This is a genomic window from Actinomycetota bacterium (assembly GCA_004297305.1).
Taxonomy (GTDB): Bacteria; Actinomycetota; Actinomycetes; order S36-B12; family FW305-bin1; genus FW305-bin1.
Genome location: SCTR01000008.1, coordinates 57,231 through 83,382 on the forward strand (window position 1 = coordinate 57,231; position 26,152 = coordinate 83,382).

A 26,152-nucleotide genomic window follows, 5' to 3' on the forward strand; every position below is an offset into this window, starting at 1 on the left:
TAGCGTCTGTCAACGCTCGCTCGCTGTCAAGAGCCGGTCTCTGACCTGTGTCTCACGTGTCCGAGGCCCGCTACAGCGGGGGCAGCCCGTCGTCGAACGCCCGCATCCGTCGGTAGAGCGCCTGCCAACGGTCCGGCGCCGTGTGCTTCAGGACCCGAGTTGTGTTCCACAGAGTCAGCGACCCTGGTGCGGCGTTGGTGACCAGCCATGTCCGCTCCCGTAACGCCCGACGCTGACCGTCGCCGTCGTCGATGAGAACGAACACCTCGTTTCCCTGCTGAGCCAGGACCGATCCGTGCGCGATCACCAGGATCTCGCCAAGATTCCGCTTCGAGCGCACGCGGTCCGCAGCCGGCCGGCCGGACACCCGTGCGACTGCGGCAATGAACGCCTCATCGACCAACGTGTCGTCCAGGATCTCAACCCGTTTGGCGGCAACGAGCGTGCGCCACGTCCGCTGCGCCCCGGTCGCGGCGAACCGCCCTTGTCCGGCATTGCGATCTACTTCCGTCCGGACGGCATCCGGCGCGGCCAGGCATAGTCCGTGCGCACGTGCCAGGTCGAGGAGGAGGGCCTGCTCCGAGACGGCGATGAAGTTCAGCGTCGGTCCCGCGTCGAGCAGGATGCTCACGGCGACGGGCGGTCCGTCGGGAACAGCGGCGCATCACGGCCCCAGTCCTCGTCGATCTGCGACCCAGAGCTTGGAGGGCCTAGCTCAGCTTCGAGGTCGGCCGCGTCCTGTCCGTACCAGAGCGCGACCTCCGGCAGACCCAGGACGCCGCTGTAGTAGCCGGCTACGGCCCGAGCCATGAGCGCCTGGGGTGCGCGCGGCTGCTGGGAGGCGGCGACCAGTGAGCGGTATTGGCTCAGCCAACCGAACTCCGCCGCCAGCACCTGCGCCGACAGCGGCGCCCACGCCCCGCACGTTGCTGCGTCGATGTACCTCGTTTCCTTGAGCTGAATCGCGGCGACGCGCGGCGACACCTCAAACTCCTGCACGATCGCGGACAGCTCGGCGCGTGAGACGTTGCTCGTCGCAACCCGTATGCGCACCGCGGCCAGGGGTAGGAGGAGGTGGCGCGCGAACGTGTCGGCCTGGATCTCGGCGGGCGTGCGTGCTCCCGGTCGGTCACCAGTCGGTCGGTCGATATCGCCCGCCAACACATGGCCCAGTTCGTGCGCCACGGACGTTCGCTGCCGCATCGGGTTGCTCGTGGTGGCCACTGCGATCACGGAGCGTCCGGTGGCCGGGTCCCGCATCGACAGGCCGTGCTCCGCCTCGCCGGCGTCCAGGCTCAGGACGTCGATGCCGGTCGTGGCGTGCACGAGCGCGAACACGTCCTTGACTGCGCTCACCCCTAGCTCGTGCTCGGCGCGGAAGGCCTCGGCTCGCGCACGGCCCAGAGATTCGTTGCTGCTCACCGGGTCGGGATGCCCTGCTGGCTCAGGTAGTCGTCGAGCTCCAGGTAGGCGTAGAGGCGCTCACGCATTGCAGTCATGTCCGACGCGCTGCCGTCGGTACGGGCGGCATAGCGAGCTCGCTCGCGGATGGACGGCAGCCCGGTGATGGTGGCGGCACGTACGCCGAACAGGTCGGCCAGGCGCACGAGCTCGTCACCCTTGAGCGGGCGGGCACCGTCCTCGATGCGAGAGTAGGTGGGCTGGGATACCCCCAGCGCGCGGGCGGCGGCGTCCTGGGAGATGCCGCATTGTTCGCGCACTTCGCGGATGCGCCGCGGCAGCAGGGCGGCAAGATCGGTCATCTGAATAAACCCTTCCTTGTCATTCAGTGTGCTCCCTGGGCGGCTGCGGACGCAAGTCCTCCTGAGCGCGGGCAGACGTGGGGACGGGGTGTGGTCACTCACCGTGGTCGTCTGTGATCGGACGATAGGCCGTTCGAGTGAGCATCCTCACCGGCCGGAACGGGGCCGCCGGTGCTCCCGTCGGTGATCGACATCAGGTGGACCGGCGCGGGGGCGCTGGTCGTGGGGGATCGGGGGCGGCCGTGACAGATCCAGCAGGACAGCACGGCCGCACCCCGGCCTGGTCACCGGTGGACCGGGTGATGGCGGATCTCGACGCGACCGCAGCGGTGCGCGCCGAACTCGACGACGAGGCACTGCTGGTCGACCTGGCCCGCGAGCGCCGATCGGTCGTCGCCTTACTGGATCGGTTGCGCGACAACGTCGATGCGCCGATCGACCTGCGGGTCACGGCGATCGGCCGGTTGCGCGGCGTGCTTGTCGCCGCTGCCGCCGACGCGGTGGTACTGCGGGGTCACGACGGCCGTCGCTGGTTGATCCCGGTGGCCGCGGTCCTCGTGGTGACCGGCCCCGGCGACCGGTTCATGAGCGCCGCCAGTGCCGGTCCGATTGCCGCCCGGCTGGGCTGGCGGGCTGGGCTTCGCCGGCTGGCCGAGGCTGGCAGCGATGTCGTCGTCCACCTTCGGGATGCCTCCACTGTCGCCGGACGCATCGTCACGCTGCGTGCCGACCACCTCGATCTGCTGCTCGCCTCGGACGCGGATGCCGGCGGAGCACGCGTACTGGTTCCCCTGGCAGCGATCGTGGCGGTGCTGGCATGAGTGGCGGTGCAGGCGTCAGTGACGGTGCGGGCGTGAGCGGCCGCTCTGTGCTAGGTCGGCGGCGGCTCATCCCGGTCGTCGTCGCGTCCGAAGGGATGGGCGGCGACGAACTCTTCGGTGACGGCGTACATCCGGGCGATGTACTCCTCCAGCGCCGGTGCCTCCACGCGCCACTGGCCCCGGCCGCCGATCTTGATCGCGCGGAGATCCCCGGCGCGTACCAGCGCATAGGCCTGTGCCGCAGAGATGTTGAGCACCTCCGCGACGTCGGCGAGCGTGAGGAATCGGGGTGTCACGCCGGTGATCCTGGCACGCCGATGCCCGCTGACGCTGTCGTCCGCTCGGCGGCGGTGGACAGCCGCGTGCGACCACTGCCGACGACGACCGAACCCCGGAGCTGATCGTGCCTCGTCCGTTCTTCTCCCGGCGCGCCCACGGCGTCGCCGTACCCGGCGGTGCCGCGCCCAGCAGCCGTACCGCAGCCAGCGGCGAGCGACGCTTCCCCGCGCCCGGCGTCGCGGCCGAGCGGTTGCGGCCGCAGCGGTGGCGCGAGCCGCGCTTCGTCGCCGGGCTCGTCCTGGTGATGGTCTCGGTCGTGCTCGGCGCGCGGTTGGTGGGCAGCGGCCCCGCCGGTACGGCGGTCTGGGCGGCGGCCAAGCCGCTGGCGGCCGGTACCACGATCGGCGCGGCCGATCTCGTCCCCGTCCGGCTCGACGGCGACGCCAGTGCATACGTCGCGGCGACGGCGGTGCCGACCGGCGTACTGCACCGTGATCTGGCCGCCGGCGAACTGCTGCCGCAGTCCGCGCTGGCGCTGCCCGCCGCCGACCGGCGGTACGTGACGGTCGCGGTGCAACCGTCGCACGCCCCGGCCGACCTCGGCCACGGCGACCGGATCGACCTGTGGGTCACGCCGGCCGACGATGCCGGGTCGTCGGTCGCCGTCCCGAAGCGTGCCCTCGCCGGCGCGGTAGTGGCGGCGGTCTCGACGTACGAGGGGCTCGGCTCCGGTGATCTCGCGGTGGTGCTCGACGTCGCCGAAGCCGACGCGGGCGTCGTGGTGGCCGCGGTGCGCTCCGGTGCCATCGACCTGGTCCGGGTGACGGCATCGGACGGTGTGCGGTGACGGCCGCGCCGGTGCCCGTGATCCTGGCCCTCGGCAGTCTGCCCGGCGAGGCCGACGTCGTGGCGGCCGCCGCGGCAGGCTCCGCGGTCACGGTGGTACGACGATGCCGCGACACCACCGATCTGCTGGCCGCGGCAGCCGACGGCACCAGCCGCGCCGCGCTGGTCTCGGCGTCACTGCCGCGGCTGACGCTGGAGGCGGTCACCCGGCTGCATCGACTCGGCGTCGTCGCGGTCGGGGCGGCCGACCCCGACCGCCCCGGCGACGCGACGCGGCTGCGGGCGCTCGGCGTCGGGACGGTGACGGCCGTCGACGGGACAGACCCGGCCGCGGTCGGCCGGGCGATCGGTCTGCTGGTCTCCGCGGCCGAGCGGCATACCGCTGCCGCGCCGCAGGAGGTGGGGGACAGCGCCCGGCGCGACCGGCCGGACGGGCGCGGGGCTGCTGCTGGAGACGGCGTCGTGGTCGCGGTGTGGGGACCCACCGGCGCTCCCGGCCGGTCGACCGTCGCGGTGACCGTGGCTGACGAACTGGCCAGGTCCGGCAACTCGGCGTTGCTGGTCGACGCCGACAGTTACGGCGGCGCGCTGCCCATGATGCTCGGCCTGGTCGACGACGCGAGCGGTCTGGCTGTCGCCGTACGGCGTGCCGATCTGGGTGGGCTGGATCTGGTGGCGTTCAGCCGTTGCACCCGGGCCCTGGGTCCGCGGCTGCGGGTGCTCACCGGGATCCGTACGCCGGACCGGTGGAGCGAGCTGCGGCCCGCCGCGTTGCAGGCGGTGTGGAGTCGGGCCCGTGACCTGGCCGAGGTCACGGTGATCGACACCGGCTTCTGCCTCGAGCGCGACGACGACCCTGCGATGGAGCCATTCACGTTGCAGCGCAACGCCGCGACGATCACGGCGCTGGCTGCTGCTGACGTGGTGGTCGCGGTCGGTGGCGCCGAGCCGCTGGGGCTGGCCCGCCTCGCCGCCGGCTTGCCGGACCTGCGGGCAGTGATTCCGGAGACGCCGATTCGCGTGGTGGTGACGCGCGTTCGACGCGGCATCGCCGGCCGATCCACCGCGCGTCAGGTGAGCCAGACGCTGCACGAGTTGAGCGGACTGGACGACGTGGTGCTGGTGCCCGACGACCGTCCGGCGCTGGACCGGTGTCAGCGGGACGGTACGACGCTGGCCGATGCCGCGCCGCGCTCCGCGGCCCGGATCGCGCTGCGCGACTTCGCCGCGACGCTGCCGGTAGCCGGACGAGTCGTCAAGCCGACCTGACAAGCCCTCGCTCCAGCGGAGCCGAGGTGACAGCTGCTACGGCCGGTGTGTCAGAAGCGGAAGGGTTTGGGCGGGGTGGCCAGGCTCGCGCGAGGGCAGGTCGCCAGGTCCAGGTTGCCGAAGCCGAGGGCTTCGTCGCACAGCTTCACCACGGTCCAGCCGCGGGACGTGCCCAGCCGGGTCACGGTGGCGCGGTAGACGGTGATCTCGTAGCGGGTGGGCGTGCCGTAGGCGACCTGGATCGTGCCGATCAGCTGGGCCGGCCCCGGGTCGCCCGCGCCGTTCCACGACGCGTCGTAGCGCGCCCAGCGGGACGGGTCGGACAGCCACAGACCACCGTTCTGTACGTCGCGCAACGCCAACTCCACCAGGACGGCACGCGCGGACTCCTCCGGGATGATCGCCGCCGGGCGAATGACCTCGGTCACGACGCCCTCGTCGTACATCTCGGTCATGAAGATCTCGGAATCCGACACCCGAGTCCTCCTTCGTTCCTGCCGGCCGCGGTCGCGCCAGAACGCAACAACCTCTCGGCCACCATCGGCCGATCCGGCCGGCGACTTGAATGCGCCGCACCCGGTGTGGCCGTCGGCGCGTCGCGGCCTCGCCGTCGGAACGGCCAGCTACAGTGCGCTGTCGACTATCGCTTCGTTCGAGATCGCTGGGGAAGGCGCCACTCGAGCGAAGGAGTCGACGGTGTCCGTCCTCGCGGCCTCTCGCCGTGCGCAGGTTGCGCGCGGCGTCGTTTTCGTGCACGCATGCGCGCGTGCGGTGTGCCCCCATGTCGAATGGACGCTGACCGAGTTGCTCGGGTCGCGGGTCACGCTGGACTGGACGCCCCAGCCGGTGCTGCGGGGCGCCGCGCGAGCTGAGCTGTCCTGGACGGGCGAGGCCGGGCTGGGCTCGTCGATCGCCTCCGCGCTACGGGCGTTCCCGGACGTGCGTTTCGAGGTCACCGAAGAGCCGACCGCGGGCCGCGACGGTGAGCGGTACGCGTTCACCCCGTCGTTGGGCCTGTTCCGCTCCACCGTCGGTGTGCACGGCGACCTGTTGGTCAACGAGGACCGGTTGCGGTCCGCGCTGAGCAGCGGCGCGGGCCTGGCCGACGAAATCGCCCGACTGCTCGGTACGCCGTGGGACACCGAACTGGAGCCGTTCCGGTACGCCGGTGACGGCGTACCGGTCCGCTGGCTGCATCAGGTCGGCTGAGCGGCCACCCGCTCCGGCGTACCGGGAGCTCGGCCTACCGGGGATCAGGCTTACAGGGGGATGTTGCCGTGGGTGCCGCGGCTGGCGCCCGCGTCGAAGATCGCCTGAGCGAGCGTCGACCGGGTCAGCGCGGGATCGAGGACCTCGTCGACGACGCCGAGCGCGATAGCGCGATCCACCCCGCCGGCGATGCGCTCGTGTTCCTCGGCCAGTTCGTTCTCGACCTGCTCGCGGACGTCGTCGGGTACCTCCGACAGGCGCCGGCGGTGCAGGATCCGCACCGCGGCGACGGCCCCCATGACGGCGACCTGCGCGCCGGGCCAGGCGTACACCCGGGTCGCGCCGAGCGCGCGGGAGTTCATCGCGATGTAGGCACCGCCGTACGTCTTGCGCATGACGACGGTGACCCGGGGCACCACGCATTCGGCGAACGCGTGCAGCAGCTTCGCGCCGCGCCGCACGACCCCGTCCCACTCCTGGCCGACCCCGGGCAGGTACCCGGGCACGTCGACGAGGACGACGAGGGGGACACCGAAGGCGTCACACATCCGTACGAAGCGTGCCGCCTTCTCCGCGCTGGCGGCGTCCAGGCAACCGCCGAGCCGCAGCGGATTGTTGGCGACCACGCCGATGGTGCGGCCGCCCAACCGCCCGAGCACCGTCGCGACGTTCGGTGCCCAGCGCGGGTGCAGTTCCAGTGCGCTGCCGTCGTCGAGCAGGTCGTCGATGACCGGATGCACGTCGTACGCGCGCCGGACGTTGTCCGGCAGGTGGGCGCCGAGGTCACGGTCGGCGACGCTGGCCACGTCCAGGGTGCCCTGCCGGCTGAGCAGGTGGGCCAGCCGCCGCGCCGAGTCCAGCGCCTCCTCCTGCGAGTCGGTGACGACGTGGACGACGCCGCTGCGGCGGCCGTGGGTGTCCGGCCCGCCGAGCCGGAGCATGTCGACGTCCTCGCCGGTCACCGACCGCACCACGTCCGGACCGGTGACGAAGATCCGGCCGTGCGGACCGAGGATCACGATGTCGGTGAGCGCCGGCCCGTACGCCCCGCCGCCGGCAGCCGGACCGAGCACCACGGAGATCTGCGGCACGCGCCCGGAGGCGCGGGTCATCGCGGCGAAGACCTGCCCGACCGCGTCGAGGCTCTCCACGCCTTCGCGCAGCCGCGCGCCGCCGGTGTGCCAGATACCGATGACCGGGACCGAGTCGGCCAGCGCCCGGTCGTAGGCGAGCAGGATCGATCGGCAGCCCTGCAGCCCCATCGCGCCGCCCTGCACGGTCGGGTCCGAGCAGAACGCCGCGACCCAGGCTCCGTTGACCGTGCCGACCGCGGCGAGCATGCCGCGGTCGTCCTCGGGGTGCAGCGGGGTGAAGACGCCGTCGTCGAAGAGGGCGGCGAGCCGGGCGCGCGGCGACCGGGGATCGAGTTCGGCGGCCGGTGCCGCCGTCGCGAGCGCCATCAGGCGGACCGGAAGGCGAGCGCGACGTTGTGGCCGCCGAAACCGAAGGAGTTGTTCAGCGCCAACAGGTCTCCGGCGGGCAACGGTCGTGGTTCGCCGCACACCACGTCCAGCGCGATCTCGTCGTCGGGATCGTCGACGTTGATCGTCGGCGGGACCAGCCGGTGGTGCAGCGACAGGACTGTGAAGACGCTCTCGACCGCACCGGCGCCGCCGAGCAGGTGACCGGTCATCGACTTGGTCGCGGTCACCGCGACGCCGTCGACCGCGTCGCCGAGCACCTCCCGCAGCGCCACGGACTCGGCGATGTCGCCCTGCGGGGTCGAGGTCGCGTGGGCGTTGACGTGGACCAGTTCGCCGGGGGCCGCGTCGGCGGCTGCCAGCGCCGCGGCGATCGCCCGGGTGGCCCCCAGCCCTTCCGGGTGCGGCTGGGCGATGTGGTGCCCGTCGGACGTCATCCCGGCACCGGCGTACCGGCCGTAGATCGTCGCGCCGCGCGCCCGCGCGTGCTCCTCGGACTCCAGGACCACCGCGCCGGCACCCTCGCCCATGACGAACCCGTCACGGCCCTTGTCGTACGGGCGACTGGCTCGCTCGGGCTCGGCGTTGCGTGTCGACAGCGCGCGCATCGTGGCGAACGCGGCGATCGTCAGCGGCAGGATGCACGCCTCGCCACCGCCGGCCACCACGACATCCGCGCGCCCGTCGTCGATCATCCGGGCGCCCAGCGCGATCGCCTCGGCACCCGACGCGCAGGCGCTGACCGGCGTATGGACCCCGGCCTGCGCGCCGACCTCGAGGCCGACCCAGCCGGCTGCCCCGTTGGGCATGATCATCGGGACCGTGTTGGGCGACACCCGCGACCAGCCCCGCTCCTTGAGGACCTCGTACTGCTTGAGCAGGGCGTCGACGCCGCCGATCCCGGTCGCCATCACCACCCCGAGGCGGAAGCCGTCGACGTCCGGTTGCCCGGCGTCGCTCCAGGCCTGCCGGGCCGCGATGAGGCACACCTGCTCGTAGCGGTCGAGCCGGCGACCCTCGTGGCCGGCGATCACCTCGGCCGGGTCGACCGCGACGCCGGCGGCGATCCGGACCGGGAAGTCCTCGGGCCAGTCGGCGCCGAGGTCTCGTACCCCCGACCGCCCGGCCAGCAACGAAGCCCACGTCGTGGCGACGTCGCCGCCGAGAGGAGTCGTAAGGCCCAGCCCGGTGATGACGACGGATCGGCTGGTTCCCATGGATCCTCCTGTGGTGATGGGTGTGGGGGAGGCGACGCTGCAGCGGTCAGGCTGCGGACGGCCCGGCCGCCGTCCCGAGCGGTCGGAGCGCCGGGATGCGACGCTCCGACCGGCCTCAGGACGACTTGCTGATGAAGCTGACTGCGTCGCCGACGGTCTTGAGGTTCTTGACCTCGGTGTCGGGAATCTTCACGCCGAACTTGTCCTCGGCCGCCATCACGATCTCCACCATGGACAGGGAGTCCACGTCCAGGTCGTCTACGAAGGACTTGTCGGCCTGAACGTCCTCGACGGGGACGCCCGCGACCTCGTTGATGATGGCCGCGAGGCCGTCGAGGATGTCCTGCTCGCTCATCCGGGGTTACTCCTTGTCCGATGGGTGAAGGGGTAGTGCTCGGGGCTTAGTGTGCCGGTCCACGGAGGTCGGCCGGCGTTGCTGCGGCTCGCGTGTACGGCGGGTCTGCCGCGGCAGGCGTCGCCGCGCCAGGCTGCTCAGGGCACGGTGACCACGAGTGCGGCGTACGCCAGGCCGGCGCCGAACCCGATGACGAGCGCGGTGTCACCGCTGCTGATCTCGCCGGCTTCCAGCATGCGCTCCATCGCCAGCGGGATGGATGCCGCCGAGGTGTTGCCGCTGGTGACGATGTCGCGCGCGATCTTCACGTGGTCGGGCAGTTTCAGGGTCCGCAACATCGCGTCGGTGATCCGGATGTTGGCCTGGTGCGGGATGAAGACGTCCAGGTCGGCGGGGGTGAGCCCGCTGGCGGCCAGGGCCTCGACGGCGACCTTCGACACGTCGCCGACCGCCCAGCGGAAGACCTGCTGGCCCTGCATCCGCATGGTGGGGAACTCGCCGCCGTTGTCCCGGAACGAGAACCAGCTCTGCGACTGCATGATGGCCTCGCGCGCGCCGCCGTCCGAGCCCCACACCACCGGGCCCATCGCGGGTATGTCGGACGGTCCGACCACGACTGCCCCGGCGCCGTCGCCGAAGATGAACGCCGTCCCGCGGTCGGTCGGATCGATGATGTCGGACATCTTCTCGGAGCCGACGACCAGGACGTACTCGGCGGAACCGGCCACCACCATGTCCCGTGCGGTGGCCAGCGCGTAGCAGAACCCGGCGCACGCGGCGCCGAGGTCCATCGCGGCGGCGTTGACCGCGCCGATGCGATGCGCGACCTCCGCAGCAGCCGCGGGGTAGCCGGCGTGGTGGCTCATGCTGCCCAGCAGCACCATGCCGATGCGGTCGGCCGGCACCCCGGACGCGGCCAGCGCCTTCTCCGCCGCCGCGGCGGCCATGTCCGGCACGGTCTCCTCGGGCCCGGCGAACCGGCGTTCGGTGATCCCGGAGCGTTCCCGGATCCAGTCGTCGCTGGAATCCAGGCCCGCCGCGACGACGTCGTCGTTGGTCAGCACCCGGGAGGGCCGGTAGCCGCCGACGGACAGGATGCGGGCGTACGCCGGTCCACGCGGCGCCGTCATCGGGTTCGAACTCATACGTGCACCGCCTCCGGATGAAGCCGGACCAGCGGTTGGCCCGGGGATACAGGGTCGCCGTCCTCGACGAGCCATTCAACGATGCGGCCGCCGTGCGGGGCGGTCACCGCGAGCTCGTCGCGGAGGTTGACCACACTGCCGACCCGGGCGCCCGGCGTGAGGTCGGTGCCGGTGGGCGAGCCCTCGTCGAGGCGGAAGGTGCCCTTCGCCGGAGCAACCAGCAGTCGCCACGTCGGGCCGGTGTCGATCGGGGAGTCGCTGGCGTGCCGGGCGATCAGGTCGCGGGCGGCTTCGAGGTCGTCCGGGCCGCCGACGGCCAGGGTCTCCACTCCCGGCAGGGCGCGCTTCACCAGACCGGTGAGCGTGCCGGCCGGCGGGATCTCCAGGACGGCGGTCACCCCGAGATCGGCCATCGTGGCCATGCACAGGTCCCACCGGACCGGGTTGCTCACCTGCGAGACCAGACGCGCGAGCACCTCTCGGCCGTGGTGGACGATCGTGCCGTCGGCGTTGGAGATCAGCCGGGTCCGCGGGTCGTGCACGGTGATGGAACGGGCGTACGACGCCAGCAGGTCGACCGCCGACGCCATGTGGTGGGTGTGGAACGCCCCGGCGACCTGGAGCGGGCGGACCCGCGCCTTGGCGGGCGGATCGGCCGCGAACGCCGCCAGTTCCGGCAGCGTGCCGGCGACCACGATCTGCCCGGCACCGTTGATGTTGGCGGCGGTGAGGCCGTGCCGCGTCGCCGCGGCCACCACCTCGTCGGCGTCGCCGCCGAGCACCGCGCTCATCCCGGTCGGGGTCAGCGCCGACGCTTCGGCCATCGCGCGGCCGCGTTCCCGGACGAAAACCATGGCCTGCTCGGCCGTGATGACGCCGGACGCTGCCGCAGCGGTGATCTCTCCGACGGAGTGCCCGGCGCCGGCACCGACCAGCCCGAATCCGGAGGACGGCTGGGGGAACAGCGACAGCAGCGTCACCAGGCCCGCGCCCACCAGCAGCGGTTGGGCGACGGCGGTGTCGCGGATGGTGTCGGCGTCGGACTCGGTGCCGTGCTTGATGAGGTCGACTCCACTCACGGTGGACAGCCACCGGAGGCGGTCGGCCACATCCGGCAGCTCGAGCCACGGGGTGAGGAAGCCGGGAACCTGGGAGCCCTGTCCGGGCGCGACGACGACGAGCACGGGCCCTACCCTCCCCAAGCCGGGCCGGCGTTCGGCAGCACCTCGCCGCCAACGTCGGCATCAGATCTTTGGAGGAAACCTACAAAGCGGCAGCATCGTCTCGCGCCGCGCCGCCTGACGCGCGGCCAGCGTCACGGGGTTCGGACGAGCGGGTGACGGCGTCCGCGGGCAGCCGTTGCAGCATCAGGGCGAGCCGCAGGATGAGGGCGCCGCGCGGATCGGACGGGTGCAGGCCGGTCAGCTCGGCGACGCGGCGCAGCCGGTAGCGAACCGTATTGGGGTGGACGTACAGCAGCCGCGCGGCCGCCTCCAGCGTGCCGGCCCGCTCCAGCAGCGCGGCCAGGGTGTCCAGCAGCACCCGGTCGTCGCTGGCGAGGGCGTCGAGGACCTGGGCCCGCAGCGCCGCGCGGGCGCGCGCGTCGCCGGCCACGACCCGTTCCGGCAGCAGCTCAGCGCTGTCGACGACGCGAGGGCACTCCGGCCACGCGTCGGCGACCCGTAGCGCGGCGAGCGCCTCGGCCGCGGCCTGTCCGGCAGCGACCAGACCGTCGCTGCCGGACCGAGCCTGTCCGACGACGACCGGCCCGCGTTCGAAGGCCGGCAGCAGATGCCGGACGGCCGCGGTCAGGTCGGCGGCACTGCCGACCACGACGACCAGCACGTCGCCGTGGACGCCGGTGAGGACCTCGAAACCGTGGTGGGCGGCCAGCCGGCGTGCCGCGTCGACCGCGGTCTCCGGGTCGCCGGTCGGGCAGCGGCCGACCGCGACCGCGACGGCACCGGCCGACGGCCAGCCGAGGGCGGCGGCCCTCGACACCACGCCGTCGTCGACCTCGTCGCGCACCAGGGCGTCGATGACCAGGGACTCCAGCCGGGCATCCCAGGCGCCACGCGCCTCGGCGGCCTGGGCATACACCTCGGCGGCGGCGAAGGCGATCTCCCGGGAGTACCGCAGGATCGCCTCGCGCAGTTCCCCCTCCCGGCCGGGGGCGGCCAACTCGTCGACCCGCTCCTCGATCACCGCGATCGTGGCGCGGACCATCTCCACGGTCTGCTGCAGGGAGATCGCCCGGACCAGTTCCCGCGGAGCGGTGCCGAAGACGTCCGCGGTGATCTGCTGCGGCTGCTGCGGGTGGCGGAACCACTCGACGAACCCGGCGATACCGGCCTGGGCGATCAGCCCGACCCACGACCGGGCCTCGGCGGGCAGCTGCCGGAACCACGGCAGCTCGTCGTCCATCCGGGCCGTCGCCGCGGTACCCAGGGCTCCGGTCGCCCGCTGCAGCCGCTGGGTCGTGGACTCCCGGCCGCCGGGTCCGTCGGCGACGGTCAGCCGGATCCCTCCGTGTTGCCCGCGTCCGCGGCCGCCGGATTCTGCAGCTGGTACCGCTCGATGGCCTTCGCGACCACGTCGGCGGCGATCTCACCGCGACCGGCCAGCCGGGTCAGCGTGGCGACGGTGATCGCCTGGGCGTCGACGAGGAAGTGCCGCCGCAGCGCGCCGCGGGTGTCCGACATCCCCCAGCCGTCGGTGCCGAGCGAACAGAAGTCCGCCGGAACCCACTCACGGATCTGGTCCTGCACGGCCCGCATGTAGTCGCTGACCGCGACCACCGGCCCGGGCTGCCCGGCCAGCCGGGTGGTGACGAACGCCTGCCGCGGTTCTTCGTCGGGGTGCAGGAAGTTGTGGCGGTCCACGGCGAGCCCGTCGCGGCGCAACTCGTTCCAGCTGGTCACCGACCAGACGTCGGCCTGGACGCCCCAGTCCTGCGCGAGCAGCTGCTGGGCGTCGATCGCCCATGGCACGGCCACTCCGGAGGCCAGCAGCTGGGCACGCGGCGCCGGCGAATCGGCGGGGGCCGCCGCGACGCGGTGAATGCCGCGCAGGATCCCGTCGACGTCCACGTCGGCCGGTTCGGCCGGCTGCAGGACCGGCTCGTTGTAGAGGGTGAGGTAGTAGAAGACGTTCTCCGGGTCCTCGCCGTACATCCGGCGCAGCCCGTCGCGCACGATGTACCCGATCTCGTAGCCGTACGCCGGGTCGTACGCCACCACACCCGGGTTCGTCGAGGCCAGCAGCGGTGAGTGGCCGTCCTCGTGCTGCAGGCCCTCGCCGTTCAGCGTCGTACGGCCGGCGGTGGCGCCCAGCACGAAGCCGCGCGCCATCTGGTCCATCGCGGCCCAGAACGTGTCTCCGGTCCGCTGGAATCCGAACATCGAGTAGAAGATGTAGACGGGAATCATCGGTTCGTCGTGCGTGGAGTACGACGAACCGGCCGCCAGGAACGATGCCGCCGAACCGGCCTCGTTGATCCCTTCGTGCAGGATCTGGCCGCGCTCGGACTCCTTGTAGGACAGCATGAGTTCGCGGTCGACGGACATGTACTGCTGACCGTGCGGGGAGTAGATCTGCTGCACCGGGAAGAGCGAGTCCATCCCGAACGTGCGCGCCTCGTCGGGGATGATCGGGACGAAGCGCGGACCGATGTTCGGGTCCTTCAGCAGATCCCGGAACAGCCGGACGAAGGCCATCGTGGTGGCCACGAGCTGGTTGCCTGACCCGCGCTTGCTGTTGGCGTACGCCGAATCCGCCGGCAGGGCCAGTGGCCGCGACGTACGGCGACGCGACGGCAGGTAGCCGCCCAGTTCGCGGCGGCGCTCGTGCAGGTACTTCATGTGGGGGTGGTCGTCGGCCGGCTTGTAGTACGGCGGCAGGTAGGGGTCCAGCGCGGAATCGGGGATGTCCAGGTCCAGCGTGGTGCGGAAGGCGAACAGGTCTTCCTGCGTCAGCTTCTTCATCTGGTGGGTGGCGTTGCGGCCCTCGAAATGCGACCCGAGCATCCAGCCCTTGACGGTCTTGGCCAGGATCACCGTCGGCTGGCCGCGGTGCTCGACGGCCGCCCGGTACGCCGCATACAACTTGCGGTAGTCGTGGCCGCCGCGCTTGAGCTGCCAGATCTGGTCATCGGTCAGCCCCGCCACCATCGCGGCGGTCCGCGGGTCGCGACCGAAGAAGTTCTCCCGGACGAACGTGCCGCTCTCGGCCTTGAACGTCTGGTAGTCCCCGTCGGGGGTCTGGTTCATCAGGTTGACCAGTGCGCCGTCACGGTCCTGGGCCAGCAGCGGGTCCCACTCGCGGCCCCAGATCACCTTGATGACGTTCCAGCCGGCGCCCCGGAAGATCGACTCCAGTTCCTGGATGACCTTGCCGTTGCCGCGGACCGGGCCGTCGAGGCGCTGCAGGTTGCAGTTCACGACGAACGTGAGGTTGTCCAGTTCCTCACGCGCGGCCAAACCGATGGCGCCCAACGACTCCGGCTCGTCCATCTCGCCGTCGCCGAGGAACGCCCACACGCGCTGGTCCGAGGTGTCCTTGATACCGCGCGCGTGCAGGTACTTGTTGAAGCGCGCCTGGTAGATCGCATCGATCGGGCCCAGGCCCATCGACACCGTGGGGAACTGCCAGAAGTCCGGCATGAGGCGCGGGTGCGGGTACGACGGCAGCCCGCGTCCGAGGCCGCCGTGCGACAGTTCCTGCCGGAACCCGTCGAGTTGGTCCTCGCTGAGCCGGCCCTCAAGGAACGCTCGGGCGTAGATGCCCGGCGAGGCGTGCCCCTGGTAGAAGATCTGGTCTGCGCCGCCGGGGTGTTCGGGGCCGCGGAAGAAGTGGTTGAAGCCGACCTCGTACAACGAGGCGCTCGACGCGTACGTCGAGATATGACCGCCCACGCCGACGCCGGGGCGCTGCGCCCGATGCACCATGATCGCGGCGTTCCACCGGGTGTAGGCGCGGATCCGGCGTTCGATGGTCTCGTCGCCGGGGAACCACGGCTCGTGTTCCGGTGGGATCGAGTTGATGTAGTCGGTGCTGCGCAGGCTGGGCACGCCGACCTGCCGCTCCGCGGCGCGACGCAGCAGCGCCAGCATGAGGTAGCGCGCCCGGTAGGCGCCAGCCTGGTCGACCACGGCGTCGAAGGAGTCGATCCATTCCTGGGTCTCTTCGGCGTCCACGTCGACGTACTGCGTGGGCAGACCGCCGGCCAGTAGGGGTTCCCGGTCGCGTCCGTGGGTCACGCGCGATCCTCCGTCCCATCGGGGCGCCGGCAGGGGTGGGCCGCCGCCCGTCGTCGGTGTTGTCCGGCCCATCATCGCGCGCCGGGGTGGCCGAGGTGACTGGCGGGGCGAAAGGGCGACGCCTTCGGCTAGGGCGCTTGCGCTGCACGCAGGGGTCGGGTGGACTACGCCCACAGCCCCGGACCCGGGGAGCAGCCAGCCGGACCGCCGGCGACGACCATGACGGAGGACGTTGGTGACCGCGACCGCGGACCACGCGGAAGGGCAGCGTGGCCTGGCCGCCAGGCTCGGCATCCGCACGGGGCAGACCGTCCAGGAGCTGGGCTGGGACGACGACTGCGATGAGGCGCTGCGCACCTCGATTGAGCAGACGACCGGTTCCGAGCTGGTGGACATCGACTACGAGGACGTCGTGGACGTCGTCGTGCTGTGGTGGCGCGATGACGACGGGGACCTCGTCGACGCGCTGGTCGACGCGATCGGACCGCTCGCCGACCACGGCGTGGTGTGGCTGCTCACTCCGAAGCCGGGTCGCGACGGTCACGTGGAGTCCGAGGACATCGCCGACGCGGCCCCGACCGCCGGGCTGCAGCACACCAGCACGATCAGCGCGTCCCGGGAATGGCAGGGCAGCCGGTTGGTCGCCCCCCGTGCCGGCAAACGCTGACCGCACGGCTACTTCCGGTGCCGTGGCCCAGCCGTAGCGGCGAACGGTGTCTGACGATGTCAACCGAAGGATCAAGAGGAGCTGCCTGATGACAGTCGAAGTAGGCCAGCCGGCCCCGGACTTCGAACTGAAGAACCAGCACGGCGAACTGGTGAAACTGTCGGACTTCCGCGGCAGCAAGAACGTCGTGCTGTTGTTCTACCCGTTCGCGTTCACCGGCACGTGCACCGGCGAGCTGTGCGCCGTACGGGACGATCGAGCCGACTTCGTCAACGACCAGACGCAGATCCTGGCGATCTCCTGTGACACGCCGCATTCGCTGCGCATCTTCGCCGCGCAGGAAGGGTTCGACTACCCGCTGCTGTCGGACTTCTGGCCCCATGGCGAGGTGGCGCGGCAGTACGGCGTTTTCCGTGAGGACCGCGGGGCTGCGACGCGGGGTACGTTCGTGATCGACCGGGACGGCATCGTCCGGTGGTCGGTCGTCAATGCCATGGGTGATGCCCGTAGCAACGACGACTACCGCAAGGCGCTCGCCAACCTCGCCTAGCGGCCCAGGGGTTTTCGAGCGGGCGCATAGCTCAGTTGGTAGAGCGCCTGCCTTACAAGCAGGTGGCCGGGGGTTCGAGTCCCTCTGCGCCCACAACGTCAGTGCCACAACGGTTTCCGCGGTCGAATGCCGCGCGATTCGGGGGCGACTTCGACGGCCGGGGCGCGATGCTCCTGCGCTGGTCCACTCATGCGGCCCGCCGCCGGCATGGGACGGGGCGCAGATGCGGGCTGACGGGACTCTGTCGTGCCACGCACGTGGGCCCCGTCCTGACGGGCAGGACGGTGCCCACGCGTGGAACGTCACGGATTCCGAGGCGAGCGTTCCGAGTGCACGTGTAGGTACTCGTGCAAGAGGGTGGAGACGTCGGTTAGCGTCCACCTCAACTGCAACAGGCTCACCTCAACCCCCGATCGCTCGGGGCTCGTTGGCTGTGGCCTGCACAGTGATCTTGCGGGGCTTCGCCTTCTCCGCCACCGGGATTCTCACCTGGAGCACCCCGCCGTCGTACGTCGCCTCGGCGCGATCGGCGTCGAGCGTGTCGCCCAGAATCACCTGTCGGCTGAAGACACCGTGGGGGCGTTCGGTGACCAACCACTCGTGGGTGTCCGCAGGCGCGGGGCGTTCGGCTCGGACGGTGAGGACATTGCGCTCGACGTCCAGGTCGACGGTGGCCGGATCGACACCGGGCAGGTCGAGCTCGATGAAGAAGTCATCCCCGTCGCGCCACGAGTCGAGGGGCATGGTGACCGGCCGTGACGCGGTGCCGGCAGTGCCGAAGAACTGCTGGGCGAGCCGATCGAAGTCACGGATCGGGTCAGTGCGCAGAAGCATCACAGGTCGCCTCCATTGGCTCGGATAGGTGGCCCCAAACCACCTATCTATGTCGACAGCCACAGATATTAGATGTCGTCTAACATAGATCGCAACATCGGGACGGGCCGGCAACGGAGGCAGTCATGACCGCCGACGAGGACCTGCAGGCCGGCCAGGGCCTGTTCGGCATCACCACGGCCGCTGAGCTCGTCGGCCTCGACGCCCAGAGCCTGCGCCTCTACGAGAAACGAGGCCTCCTCGAGCCCGGCAGGACGCCCGGAGGGACGCGCCGCTACAGCACCGACGACGTGGCCCGCCTGCGACGTATCACCGCTCTCATGTCCAGCGGGATCAACATCGCCGGCGTCGCCGCCATCCTGGAACTGGAAGCGGTGAACGCTGACCTCCGGGCCCAGATTGAGCAGCTGCGTACGTCCTAAGCGACCGGCCGCGGTGCAGGATCCGTTCTAGGGACTCCGCGGCCGCCATGCTGCCGGACGAGATGGGAGTCCAGGGGCAACCGGGTGGTCGGCGGACCCAGGCAGTGCGCAGGTGGGGAGGGGGGTAATGCACGCCAGCCGCCCCTGCGTGATCATGCGCTGTCGGGCGGGTGTCCCGCGCAATCACTGCCGCGTGAGCTTGCGGTGGAGGTAGTCGGCGGCTCGGGGAAGCCATTGCCATCTGCGGTTGCCCACCAGGTGGTCGCCCGCAGGAATCACGAGATGTTCGCCGTGCGGCGCCAGGTGGGCGAGATCGGCACCGTCGCTGTACCCGGGAATGACGTCGTTCTCGCCGTCGATGGCCAACAGCGGCTGGCGGATCTCCGCAGCGAAAGTGCGCACGTCGACATGAGCCGCAAAGGCGGCAGCAGCGTCGCGACTGCCGGCGCGAATGGTCAGGATTGCTTGGAGGAGTGCGGGAAGCTCGTCCCAGACCATGGTTGAGGGGCCACTGACGGTGACGCCGGCCTGTAGTCGGGGCTCACGGGCAAGGGACAGCGCGCCGTAGTACCCGCCGAGGCTGAGCGCCATCAGCCCAATCCTGCGCGGCGTCAGCCCAGTCGCCAGGGCGGTGTCGAGCGCCTCGCTGACGACCGCGTGATAGTCCGCGCGGACCGTCGTGGTCGATGCCAGTTCCCCCTGCCCGGGGCCGTCGATCGACAGGGTGGCGAGCCCGCGGCGCTGCAAGGCGATCGTGTTGGCGTGGAACTCGACGCGGCTCGAGTCCAGTCCAGGCACGACCACGACCAGTGGTGCTTCCGGGTCGCCCTGCGGGACGGTCAGGGTGCCGCGAAAGGCCGCACCGGTCAGGGTCTGCGCACCGGGCTGGAGGATGGCGAGCGCTCGGGCCATGGCGTCGGCTGCTTCGGCGTGGCCGTCGCGATCGTCGGCCGGGAGGGTGGTCGCGATGTGACAGCACGCGGCCGCAGCCAGGTAGGCGTCTGCCTGGGTGATGGGGTTGCCGTCGCTTTCGGCCCGGCGGGCGTCGGCGAGGTGGGCTGCGCCGGCGGCTCGAAACGCTGTCGTCCACTCGCTGGCGCGGCGCAGCGTAGCCGTGATGGCGTCGTACTCACTGGCATCGACGCCGGCAGCGATCGCCCGCGATCGGCCCAACGCGACCACTGGCTCCAGCATCTCGGGTTGATCGAGCAGGACAGTCATCAGCATCTCCTTGTAGCTCAGGGCAAAGTGCAGACCGCGTTGCCCCGTACCTGGCGGGTTACCATCGCCTCGATCGTCTGCAACGTGTTTGCCCAACCGGCGACTCGGCCGATCTCGGGGTGCAGCCGGCCGGCAGCTACGAGACGTACCAACGCGGCGAGGTCGTCTGCAGTCGGGGTTGGATCGTCGGTGTACAGGAACTTGCGGATCGTGGCGCTCGATCCGCCGCTCCAATCGAAGAAGTCCAGCGTTGGAGGGTTTCGGCTGGCCTGGCCGAACCAGACCAGCATCCCGTGCACGGTCAGTTTGCTCAGCACGGTCGCGGTTGCTGCGGCGCCCACTGAGTCCAGTCCCACGTCAAACCGCCCGACGGCTTCTGCTGCATTGCTGACCCAATCGGCGGCGCCGAGCTCGATCAGTTGGCGGCTGCGGTCCTCGTCCGCGGTCACGACGGTGATCTGCGCACCCTGGGCCGCGGCAAGTTCCACGAAGTAGTGGCCGACTCCGCCTGACGCGCCGGTCAACAGGACGCGGCGCGAGGCTAGGGGCCCGGTGACCCTGGTCAGCCGGATCGCGGTGAGGCCGGCCAGCGGCAGTGCAGCGGCCCGGGTAGTACTAATCGCTTCGGGAAGGACCGCGAGCCGATCCAACGGCACGGCCACTCGCTCGGCCCAACCGGAGTGGTCCAGGTGCGCGACCACGCGAGTCCCCGCACCCGGTCCTCGTCCGGAGGCGGCGGGCCGCAAGACGACCCCCGCGATGTCCTTGCCGGGCCGAAAGCCGGGCGGGGCATGGTCGAGCACGAAAGTCTCACCCCGGTTGGGCGAGAACGCCTGGACCGCAACCACTGCCTCGTCTGGTCCGGGCTCGGGCTCACCGACCTGCCCCAGGGCGATCGATCCGGGTTCTGTCGTCATCCACGCTTGCATGCACGACAGCGTCACAACGACAGGCCCTCTTGGGAAGTAGGCATCAATTGGTGCTATACACACCCTGTGGTAACCAACATCGCAGCGTTGCGGTCGGACGACGGGCGCTTCGACGTCATGGCTGCGGCTTGTCCCACCCGCCAGGTCATCGGACGGGTGGGGGACAAGTGGTCGCTGCTCGTCCTCTACGCGTTGTCGACCGGCACGAAGCGGTTCTCGCAGCTGCGATCTGAGGTCGAGGGCATCAGCCAGAAGATGCTCACTCAGACCCTCCGGGCCTTGGAGCGAGACGGGCTCGTCCACCGCCACGCGTACCCGACGATTCCGCCCAAGGTGGAGTACAGACTGACCCCGCTCGGCCAAAGCCTCGAGGACGCCATCGCTGTTGTCCGCCGGTGGGCGTATGCCCACATGGACGAGATTGCCGCATCCCGCGACACCTACGATCAGCAGCCGGCGCTCACCGACGGCGGGTGAGTTTCCGTCCCGCTGCTCACGACGACTCGTGGCCGCACAACGCACATCATCTCGACGAGAAGCAGGGCGCTCAGAGCTTGCGTGGTGTCGGCAGCCGCGCAGGACGTGCTCGTGGGCGCGTCCTTCATGCCACCGTTCGGCTACCGGCCGAGGGCGTCGGCGAGCAGGTCGACCTGATCCGGATCGGCGTCGTTGCCGGTGAAGATGAGTTCGTCGCAGCCGTGGCTTTCGAACTCGGCTGCGGTGGCGGCGATGCTGTCAGGCGACGTGAGGGCGGTGGCAATGCCGTGCTGTGCCCACTCGTCGCCGGCGAAGGCGTAGTAGGGACCGATAGCTTGTCGCACCGCGGTTCTCGCGTTGGGACCGAGTGCGAACATCGTCGAGGCGATCACTCGGGGCGTGCCGGTGCGGCCGCGCTGCTGCCAGGTCTCGACCAGTTCGGGTACGAACTGGTCGAGGTCGTCCGCGGTGGCGGTCCCGGCCAGCCATCCCTGTCCCCGGCGAGCGATACGGCGGACGGTGGCGGCGGAGGTGCCCCCGAATAGCAGGGGAGGACCGCCTGGTGTGGCGGGCAGCAGCCCGGTACCGGCGCCGTCGTGAAACGCGTCGGCGAGTCGCCCGAGCAGGGCGTCGAAGGCGACGCCACGGGTTCGGTACGGCACGCCCGAGGCTGCGAAGTCGTCGTCCCGGAAGCCGGCGACCAGTCCGAGCCGCAGCCGGTGAGGGCCGGCCAGGTGGTCGAGGGTGAGGATCGACTTGGCGAACAGCAGGCTGTTGCTGTGAAGCGGCGCCAGCAAGACGCTGGTCTGCAGGCGGATCCGTCTGGTGGCCGCCGCCGCCGCGGCCAGCAGGGTGAGCGGTTCCGGCGTCGGCCACAGCAGGCGATCGCTCACGCTGACCGAGGAGAAGCCGCGCGCCTCGGCGCGCCTCGCCCACTCGACGAGCTGTCGAGCATCGCGCCATGGGGCGTGACCGGGCAGCCCGACTCCGATGTCCATCAGGGATTCTCGTCTCGTGTCAGCGCGTCGCCAGCGTCGGTCACGGCCTGGTGGATGAGCTGGCGTAGGAACACAGTCGAGTGCAGGCCGGTGAGCGGAGGGCCGTCGCCCAGAACCAGCGAAGGTACGCCGCTCACCCCGCGCTGCCGGGCGGATCGTTCGTCGGTTCGTACCTCCGCAGCGAAGGCGTCGCCGGCCAGCAAGGACCGGATGTCGTTGCCGCCCAGTCCCGCCCGGGTACCGATCTCTTCGAGTGCGCCGTGATCGGCGATGTTGACACCTTCGGTGTGGTAGCCGTACAGCAGGCCCTCGACGATGTCGCCTTGCCGACCGTGGTGGGCGGCGAACTTCACCAGACGGTGCGCATCGAAGGAGTTGACGGGGCGAGCGACGTGCAGATTGAGTTGCAGCCCCTCGGCGCTGCCGAGGGAGCGGATGTCAGCGATCCGCGCGGCTGCCTGGTCGCCCCACCATGTCGCCGCAGCCATCTGCTGCGCCGCGGTGTCAGCGGGGACCCGGCTCAGGCCAGGCGACAGTTCCACGCTGCGCCAGCGGACGATGACCGCGCTGCTGGGCGCATCGCGCAACGCCGACCGCAGCCGACGATGGCCGATGTAGCACCAGGGGCACAGGATGTCGGCGTAGAAGTCGATCATCAGCTGATGGTCGGCCATCGAGTCGCCGCTCCCGTCTACAGTTCGTATATGAACGATTCGCACCTAAACCTAAGCGCCGACGGTTCACGAGTCAACTGTTAGCCGTAGAATCGGGCAGATGGTGACCAAGCGAATGACAGCGACGCAGACCCAGCTCGCCACGTGGCGTGCGCTGTACCGCGCGGATTCGCTGCTCTTTGCGCATCTCAACAACCAGCTGCGGGCCACCCTCGGCGTGACCTACTTCGAGCGCGAGGTGTTGGCGGCACTGGAACGTTCGGACGGACGGCTCCGGATGGCGCCACTGGCCACCGAGCTGATGATCTCGCGCAGCGGGATCACCCGCCTGGTCACCAAGATGGAAGCCGACGGCTGGGTGACGCGGACCAGGCCACCCACCGACCGCCGGGCCACGTGGGCAGAACTGACCGCCACGGGGCGCCAGCTGCTGGCGGCCGCCCAGCCGGTCATCGACGCCGTCGTGTCCACCTTCTTCGCCGACTACCTCGACGCCGCCGAACTTCGCCGCGTCACCGCGGCCCTGGATCGGCTTGCTACGGCGAATCCCGGGATCGGAGAGTTCGACTGCGGGTTGTAGGGCCCACCAACGTTCCTGAGAATGCGGAGCTGGCCATGGTGGACACCGACGGCGGGATTGGCCATATTGCGCGGGGCGGTCGTCCGATCCGCCCGTGAGCTGGCGGAAGGTGGGCCGGTGGCGCAGGGCCGGTTCGGCGCCATCAGGGCGCGTGCGTTCGCGGTGGTACGACGGCTGCGGCGGGCTCGCGCCTACCGCGGCAACCGGGTCGAGTGCCCGCTGTGCGGCGGGCACTTCGACCGATTCATGCCCGTGAAGAACCGGACGAACGCCAAGTGCCCGCGTTGTGCGGCGCTGGAGCGTCACCGGAGGGTCGGTCTGTTTCTTCGGGAACGTACCGACCTGTTCGACGCGAAGCTGCGGGTCCTGCACATCGCGCCAGAGCGCAGCCTGCGCCGTACTCTCGGGCGCTTGGAGAAGCTCGACTATCTCACCGGTGACCTGTACGCCCACGGTGTGGACCTGCAGCTCGATATCACCGCCATCGACTTCCCCGACGACAGTTTCGACGTCATTCTGTGTTCCCATGTGCTGGAGCACGTGACCGACGATCGCGTCGCCATGGCCGAATTCGCCCGGATTCTCCGGCCGGCCGGATGGGCAGTGCTCAACGTCCCCTGCGATCCCAACCGGACGGAGATCTACGAGGACGCGTCCATCGTGGATCCGGCTGAGCGCGCGAAGCATTTCGGCCAGCGGGACCACGTGCGGTGGTACACCGTCGACGGCTTCGCGGCGCGGCTGACCGAGTCCGGGTTCACCGTCGAGGTGGATCCGATGGATTTCACGGCCGAGCAGCGCGCCCGGTACGCGTTGGACGGGGACGCCTACGACCACCTGTTCTTCTGCCGACCACGCCCTGCGCCGGCATCGCCGCAGTAGCGGTGGCGTCGCGCCGACGTCACTGCGTGAATCCGTCCGCGTGATGCCGTCGCCCAGGCTGACCAGTCGCGTTCTGGCGGCCTCAGCAGCCCGATACGCAGCACCTGCCCGGCTGCGGCGGTACCGTCGGGACGGTGCTCTTCGTCGAGGGACTCACCAAGCGATACGGCTCCGTGCTCGCCTTGAACGACGTCGGGTTCGAAGTCGAACCCGGCCAGACGGTCGGCTTTCTCGGGCCGAACGGCGCGGGCAAGACCACCACGATGCGCGCCATCATGCGGTTGCTGACATTGGACGCCGGGCGCGTCACCTGGCAGGGGCAGGCCGTCGACCGAGCCGTCTGTCGCAGGTTCGGGTACATGCCGGCCGAACGCGGCATGTACCAGCGCATGCGGGTACGAGACCATCTCGTCTACTACGCGCGGCTGTCCGGGCGGAGCAAGTCCGCGGCGGGGCAGTCCGCGGACGAGTGGCTGGACCGGCTCGATCTGACCGAGCGCGCCGACGACGCGGTGCAACAGCTGTCCAGCGGCAACCAGCAGCGGGTCCAACTGGCGCTCGCTCTCCTCGACGAACCGGAGTTGCTGATCCTCGACGAACCGTTCTCCGGCCTCGACCCGCTCGCGACCGAGCGGCTGGTCGCCGTATTGCGGTCGCAGGTCCAGCGAGGCGCGGCACTGCTGCTCAGCAGCCACCAACTGGACCTCGTCGCCGACGTGTGCAGCACCGTGATCATCGTGGATCGTGGCCAGGTCGTGCTGCGCGGCGACGTCGCCGACCTGCGGGCCCGCAGTGCTGCGCGCTACGTGGATGTCGAGTTCGCCGAGCCCACCCGATGGCAGGCGGCGGGGGCGGTGGCGATCGACGACGGCCGGCGCTACCGCCTCGAGGTCGGCCAGGATGCCGACCCGGGAGATCTCATCGCCGCCGCGGGCAGCCACGGCCGCCTGGTGTCGTTCACCTTTGCGCCTCCGAGCCTGTCCGACGTGTTCCTCCGCGCGGTCGGCCGAGCCGCACTTGAGGACGACGAGCCGGTCGGGACTGCCTCGTGAGGGCCGACGCCGCGGCGCCGGCGGTCCGCCTGATCGTCGATCGCGAAGTTCGCGAGCGCCTGCGCGCCAAGTCTTTCATCGTGGTGACCCTGCTCCTTCTGGTAGCGATCCTGGCCGGCGGGGTGATCGCCCGGCTCGTCGGAGGTAACGACCCCAAGCCGGTCCGCATCGGCGTGACGATGCAGGTCGGCGCCGGCGTGACGGGAACGCTGCCGGCCGTCGCGGCGGCGGAGGGCCGGGCGATCGAGGTCGTCACGCTGCCGACGACCGACGCGGCGCGACAGGCAGTTCTGCACGGTGATGTCGACGTCGCCATCGCCGGAGATCCGTTGACGCTGTTCGTGTCCGGTTCGGATGGGCAGGACGCGCGAGCCCTCGCACAGGACGCCGCTGCTCGAGCCCGGACCGTGCAGAGCCTGCAGGCGGCGGGGCTGAGCAGCGCCGAGATCACCACCGCACTGTCGCCACCGGCACTGCCGGTCAGCGACGTCGCCGAGACGCCGCAGGTCGCGCCGCTGCAAGTGGTTGCCGGGACGGTGGCGGCGATTCTGTTGTTCATCATGCTGCAGACGTTCGGGCAGTACGTGCTGGTGGGTGTGGTGGAGGAGAAGGCGTCGGCGGTCGTGGAGGTCCTGCTCGCCCGAGTCCACCCCCGGCAGTTGCTGGCAGGCAAGGTCATCGGCATCGGGCTGGTCGCACTCGGTCAGTTCGTGCTCGTCGTCATCGCCGGCGTCGCGGCGTTACGCATCAGCGGGGTAGTCGTGCCCGACGATGTCTGGGCGGCCCTCCCGATGGCCATCGTGTGGTTCCTCGGGGGATATGCGCTGTACTCCGTGTTGTTCGCCCTGGCCGGCTCGCTGGTGAGCCGGCAGGAGGATGCGCAGTCCGCGGCGGCTCCCATCAGCACCGTCCTGTTGGGCGCCTACCTCGTGGTGTTCGTCGTCGGGTACGCCCCGGAGAGCACCCTGACCACGGTGCTGTCGCTGATCCCGCCGCTGACTCCGCTGCTCATGCCGATGCGCATGGCCGCCGGCGCGGCACCGGTATGGCAGGTCGGCCTCGGGCTGCTGTTGCTCACACTGGCCATCGCGCTGTGCTGGTGGTTGACAGCGATCGTGTACGAGCAGGTCCTGCTGCGCCGCGGTGCCCGGATCGGCTGGCGTGACGCGCTTGCCGGCGTACGGCGCGGCCGGGCGCGCCGGGCTACGACCTCGTAGCGGTCG

The 26,152-nt window shown here is 70.7% G+C and carries 29 protein-coding genes and 1 tRNA gene; 13 read left to right on the plus strand and 17 right to left on the minus strand.

Annotation, left to right across the window (positions count from 1 at the left end; genetic code table 11):
• Positions 1-70 precede the first annotated feature (70 nt).
• Genes EPO13_08005 through EPO13_08015 form a run of 3 tightly spaced genes read right to left on the minus strand, consistent with a single transcriptional unit; the run spans position 71 to position 1,607 of the window.
• On the minus strand, positions 71-631 hold the full coding sequence (locus tag EPO13_08005) for a hypothetical protein (protein TAK69147.1): 561 nt from the start codon (positions 629-631) through the stop codon (positions 71-73).
• On the minus strand, positions 628-1,422 hold the full coding sequence (locus tag EPO13_08010) for an ImmA/IrrE family metallo-endopeptidase (GenBank protein TAK69148.1): 795 nt from the start codon (positions 1,420-1,422) through the stop codon (positions 628-630). The genes EPO13_08005 and EPO13_08010 overlap by 4 nt, the downstream gene beginning before the upstream one ends.
• A complete protein-coding gene (locus EPO13_08015; protein TAK69232.1) occupies positions 1,419-1,607 on the minus strand; it encodes a hypothetical protein in 189 nt (62 codons plus the stop codon). The genes EPO13_08010 and EPO13_08015 overlap by 4 nt, the downstream gene beginning before the upstream one ends.
• Positions 1,608-2,005: 398 nt before the next feature.
• On the opposite strand from EPO13_08015, the gene EPO13_08020 reads away from it, so the two are divergent.
• Positions 2,006-2,584, plus strand: coding sequence for a hypothetical protein (locus tag EPO13_08020; protein TAK69149.1), 579 nt, complete (start codon positions 2,006-2,008; stop codon positions 2,582-2,584).
• A gap of 50 nt (positions 2,585-2,634) precedes the next feature.
• On the opposite strand, the gene EPO13_08025 is transcribed toward EPO13_08020, so the two are convergent.
• The gene (locus EPO13_08025; protein TAK69150.1) at positions 2,635-2,880 is read right to left on the minus strand and encodes a DNA-binding protein; all 246 of its coding nucleotides are present in this window, start codon (positions 2,878-2,880) and stop codon (positions 2,635-2,637) included.
• A 107-nt stretch (positions 2,881-2,987) separates the two neighbouring features.
• On the opposite strand from EPO13_08025, the gene EPO13_08030 reads away from it, so the two are divergent.
• Together EPO13_08030 and EPO13_08035 are read left to right on the plus strand one after the other, a co-directional pair.
• Entirely contained in the window at positions 2,988-3,710 is a 723-nt protein-coding gene (locus EPO13_08030) for a hypothetical protein (protein ID TAK69151.1), read from the plus strand.
• A complete protein-coding gene (locus tag EPO13_08035) occupies positions 3,707-4,978 on the plus strand; it encodes a hypothetical protein (protein ID TAK69152.1) in 1,272 nt (423 codons plus the stop codon). Before EPO13_08030 ends, EPO13_08035 begins: the two co-directional genes overlap by 4 nt.
• A 50-nt stretch (positions 4,979-5,028) precedes the next feature.
• On the opposite strand, the gene EPO13_08040 is transcribed toward EPO13_08035, so the two are convergent.
• On the minus strand, positions 5,029-5,454 hold the full coding sequence (locus tag EPO13_08040; GenBank protein ID TAK69153.1) for a hypothetical protein: 426 nt from the start codon (positions 5,452-5,454) through the stop codon (positions 5,029-5,031).
• Between EPO13_08040 and EPO13_08045 the strand changes: the two genes are divergently transcribed.
• Positions 5,432-6,187, plus strand: coding sequence for a DUF3145 domain-containing protein (locus EPO13_08045; protein ID TAK69154.1), 756 nt, complete (start codon positions 5,432-5,434; stop codon positions 6,185-6,187). The genes EPO13_08040 and EPO13_08045 overlap by 23 nt on opposite strands.
• Before the next feature lie 50 nt (positions 6,188-6,237).
• Here the strand turns inward: EPO13_08045 and EPO13_08050 are convergent, their stop codons facing one another.
• From EPO13_08050 to aceE, 7 genes are all read right to left on the minus strand, one after another.
• Positions 6,238-7,647 carry an acyl-CoA carboxylase subunit beta gene (locus tag EPO13_08050; protein TAK69155.1) on the minus strand — a complete coding sequence of 470 codons (1,410 nt, stop codon included), beginning with the start codon at positions 7,645-7,647 and terminating at the stop codon, positions 6,238-6,240.
• Positions 7,647-8,885, minus strand: a complete 1,239-nt coding sequence (locus EPO13_08055; GenBank protein ID TAK69156.1) for a beta-ketoacyl-[acyl-carrier-protein] synthase family protein — start codon at positions 8,883-8,885, stop codon at positions 7,647-7,649. The genes EPO13_08050 and EPO13_08055 overlap by 1 nt, the downstream gene beginning before the upstream one ends.
• Before the next feature lie 115 nt (positions 8,886-9,000).
• On the minus strand, positions 9,001-9,240 hold the full coding sequence (locus tag EPO13_08060; protein TAK69157.1) for an acyl carrier protein: 240 nt from the start codon (positions 9,238-9,240) through the stop codon (positions 9,001-9,003).
• A 137-nt stretch (positions 9,241-9,377) separates the two neighbouring features.
• On the minus strand, positions 9,378-10,370 hold the full coding sequence (locus EPO13_08065; GenBank protein ID TAK69233.1) for a ketoacyl-ACP synthase III: 993 nt from the start codon (positions 10,368-10,370) through the stop codon (positions 9,378-9,380).
• 11 nt (positions 10,371-10,381) lie between these two features.
• Positions 10,382-11,569 carry an acyltransferase domain-containing protein gene (locus EPO13_08070; protein TAK69158.1) on the minus strand — a complete coding sequence of 396 codons (1,188 nt, stop codon included), beginning with the start codon at positions 11,567-11,569 and terminating at the stop codon, positions 10,382-10,384.
• Positions 11,570-11,648: 79 nt separating this feature from the next.
• The gene (locus tag EPO13_08075; protein ID TAK69159.1) at positions 11,649-12,809 is read right to left on the minus strand and encodes a PucR family transcriptional regulator; all 1,161 of its coding nucleotides are present in this window, start codon (positions 12,807-12,809) and stop codon (positions 11,649-11,651) included.
• 89 nt (positions 12,810-12,898) lie between these two features.
• Positions 12,899-15,715, minus strand: coding sequence for a pyruvate dehydrogenase (acetyl-transferring), homodimeric type (gene aceE / locus EPO13_08080; protein ID TAK69234.1), 2,817 nt, complete (start codon positions 15,713-15,715; stop codon positions 12,899-12,901).
• Positions 15,716-15,878: 163 nt separating this feature from the next.
• Here aceE and EPO13_08085 point away from each other — a divergent pair, with 163 nt between their 5' ends.
• The 3 genes from EPO13_08085 (at position 15,879) to EPO13_08095 (ending at position 16,956) form a co-directional block, all read left to right on the plus strand.
• Positions 15,879-16,310, plus strand: coding sequence for a DUF3052 domain-containing protein (locus EPO13_08085; protein ID TAK69160.1), 432 nt, complete (start codon positions 15,879-15,881; stop codon positions 16,308-16,310).
• 88 nt (positions 16,311-16,398) lie between these two features.
• Positions 16,399-16,860: a peroxiredoxin gene (locus EPO13_08090; GenBank protein TAK69161.1), complete on the plus strand. Its 462-nt coding sequence runs from the start codon at positions 16,399-16,401 to the stop codon at positions 16,858-16,860.
• A gap of 20 nt (positions 16,861-16,880) precedes the next feature.
• Positions 16,881-16,956: transfer RNA gene (locus tag EPO13_08095), tRNA-Val, on the plus strand.
• Positions 16,957-17,262: 306 nt separating this feature from the next.
• Here EPO13_08095 and EPO13_08100 read toward each other — a convergent pair.
• Complete coding sequence (locus EPO13_08100) at positions 17,263-17,694, minus strand: Hsp20/alpha crystallin family protein (GenBank protein TAK69162.1); 432 nt, start codon at positions 17,692-17,694, stop codon at positions 17,263-17,265.
• Between the two features lie 125 nt (positions 17,695-17,819).
• Here EPO13_08100 and EPO13_08105 point away from each other — a divergent pair, with 125 nt between their 5' ends.
• Positions 17,820-18,116 (plus strand): MerR family transcriptional regulator, encoded by a 297-nt coding sequence (locus tag EPO13_08105; protein TAK69163.1) that lies wholly within the window; start codon positions 17,820-17,822, stop codon positions 18,114-18,116.
• 183 nt (positions 18,117-18,299) lie between these two features.
• On the opposite strand, the gene EPO13_08110 is transcribed toward EPO13_08105, so the two are convergent.
• Entirely contained in the window at positions 18,300-19,310 is a 1,011-nt protein-coding gene (locus tag EPO13_08110; protein TAK69235.1) for an alpha/beta hydrolase, read from the minus strand.
• Between the two features lie 44 nt (positions 19,311-19,354).
• A complete protein-coding gene (locus EPO13_08115) occupies positions 19,355-20,266 on the minus strand; it encodes an alcohol dehydrogenase (GenBank protein ID TAK69164.1) in 912 nt (303 codons plus the stop codon).
• 117 nt (positions 20,267-20,383) lie between these two features.
• On the opposite strand from EPO13_08115, the gene EPO13_08120 reads away from it, so the two are divergent.
• Complete coding sequence (locus EPO13_08120; GenBank protein ID TAK69236.1) at positions 20,384-20,743, plus strand: transcriptional regulator; 360 nt, start codon at positions 20,384-20,386, stop codon at positions 20,741-20,743.
• 140 nt (positions 20,744-20,883) lie between these two features.
• Here EPO13_08120 and EPO13_08125 read toward each other — a convergent pair whose 3' ends face one another.
• Both EPO13_08125 and EPO13_08130 read right to left on the minus strand, forming a co-directional pair.
• The gene (locus tag EPO13_08125) at positions 20,884-21,741 is read right to left on the minus strand and encodes an LLM class flavin-dependent oxidoreductase (GenBank protein TAK69165.1); all 858 of its coding nucleotides are present in this window, start codon (positions 21,739-21,741) and stop codon (positions 20,884-20,886) included.
• Positions 21,741-22,400 carry a DsbA family oxidoreductase gene (locus EPO13_08130; GenBank protein ID TAK69237.1) on the minus strand — a complete coding sequence of 220 codons (660 nt, stop codon included), beginning with the start codon at positions 22,398-22,400 and terminating at the stop codon, positions 21,741-21,743. The genes EPO13_08125 and EPO13_08130 overlap by 1 nt, the downstream gene beginning before the upstream one ends.
• Before the next feature lie 115 nt (positions 22,401-22,515).
• On the opposite strand from EPO13_08130, the gene EPO13_08135 reads away from it, so the two are divergent.
• From EPO13_08135 to EPO13_08150, 4 genes are all read left to right on the plus strand, one after another.
• A complete protein-coding gene (locus EPO13_08135) occupies positions 22,516-22,995 on the plus strand; it encodes a MarR family transcriptional regulator (protein TAK69166.1) in 480 nt (159 codons plus the stop codon).
• A gap of 117 nt (positions 22,996-23,112) precedes the next feature.
• Positions 23,113-23,877 carry a class I SAM-dependent methyltransferase gene (locus EPO13_08140; GenBank protein ID TAK69167.1) on the plus strand — a complete coding sequence of 255 codons (765 nt, stop codon included), beginning with the start codon at positions 23,113-23,115 and terminating at the stop codon, positions 23,875-23,877.
• Positions 23,878-24,011: 134 nt separating this feature from the next.
• On the plus strand, positions 24,012-24,929 hold the full coding sequence (locus EPO13_08145; protein ID TAK69168.1) for an ATP-binding cassette domain-containing protein: 918 nt from the start codon (positions 24,012-24,014) through the stop codon (positions 24,927-24,929).
• A complete protein-coding gene (locus tag EPO13_08150; protein ID TAK69169.1) occupies positions 24,926-26,146 on the plus strand; it encodes an ABC transporter permease in 1,221 nt (406 codons plus the stop codon). Before EPO13_08145 ends, EPO13_08150 begins: the two co-directional genes overlap by 4 nt.
• Positions 26,147-26,152 lie beyond the last annotated feature (6 nt).

Bases quoted from the DNA above. Each gene is read 5' to 3' on its own strand.
- EPO13_08045 (TAK69154.1), top strand. From the start codon at position 5,432: ATGAAGATCTCGGAATCCGACACCCGAGTCCTCCTTCGTTCCTGCCGG.
- EPO13_08050 (TAK69155.1), bottom strand. From the start codon at position 7,647: ATGGCGCTCGCGACGGCGGCACCGGCCGCCGAACTCGATCCCCGGTCG.
- EPO13_08055 (TAK69156.1), bottom strand. From the start codon at position 8,885: ATGGGAACCAGCCGATCCGTCGTCATCACCGGGCTGGGCCTTACGACT.
- EPO13_08060 (TAK69157.1), bottom strand. From the start codon at position 9,240: ATGAGCGAGCAGGACATCCTCGACGGCCTCGCGGCCATCATCAACGAG.
- EPO13_08065 (TAK69233.1), bottom strand. From the start codon at position 10,370: ATGACGGCGCCGCGTGGACCGGCGTACGCCCGCATCCTGTCCGTCGGC.
- EPO13_08075 (TAK69159.1), bottom strand. From the start codon at position 12,809: ATGGACGACGAGCTGCCGTGGTTCCGGCAGCTGCCCGCCGAGGCCCGG.
- aceE (TAK69234.1), bottom strand. From the start codon at position 15,715: ATGGGCCGGACAACACCGACGACGGGCGGCGGCCCACCCCTGCCGGCG.
- EPO13_08090 (TAK69161.1), top strand. From the start codon at position 16,399: ATGACAGTCGAAGTAGGCCAGCCGGCCCCGGACTTCGAACTGAAGAAC.
- EPO13_08100 (TAK69162.1), bottom strand. From the start codon at position 17,694: ATGCTTCTGCGCACTGACCCGATCCGTGACTTCGATCGGCTCGCCCAG.
- EPO13_08105 (TAK69163.1), top strand. From the start codon at position 17,820: ATGACCGCCGACGAGGACCTGCAGGCCGGCCAGGGCCTGTTCGGCATC.
- EPO13_08110 (TAK69235.1), bottom strand. From the start codon at position 19,310: ATGCTGGAGCCAGTGGTCGCGTTGGGCCGATCGCGGGCGATCGCTGCC.
- EPO13_08115 (TAK69164.1), bottom strand. From the start codon at position 20,266: ATGCAAGCGTGGATGACGACAGAACCCGGATCGATCGCCCTGGGGCAG.
- EPO13_08120 (TAK69236.1), top strand. From the start codon at position 20,384: ATGGCTGCGGCTTGTCCCACCCGCCAGGTCATCGGACGGGTGGGGGAC.
- EPO13_08125 (TAK69165.1), bottom strand. From the start codon at position 21,741: ATGGACATCGGAGTCGGGCTGCCCGGTCACGCCCCATGGCGCGATGCT.
- EPO13_08135 (TAK69166.1), top strand. From the start codon at position 22,516: ATGGTGACCAAGCGAATGACAGCGACGCAGACCCAGCTCGCCACGTGG.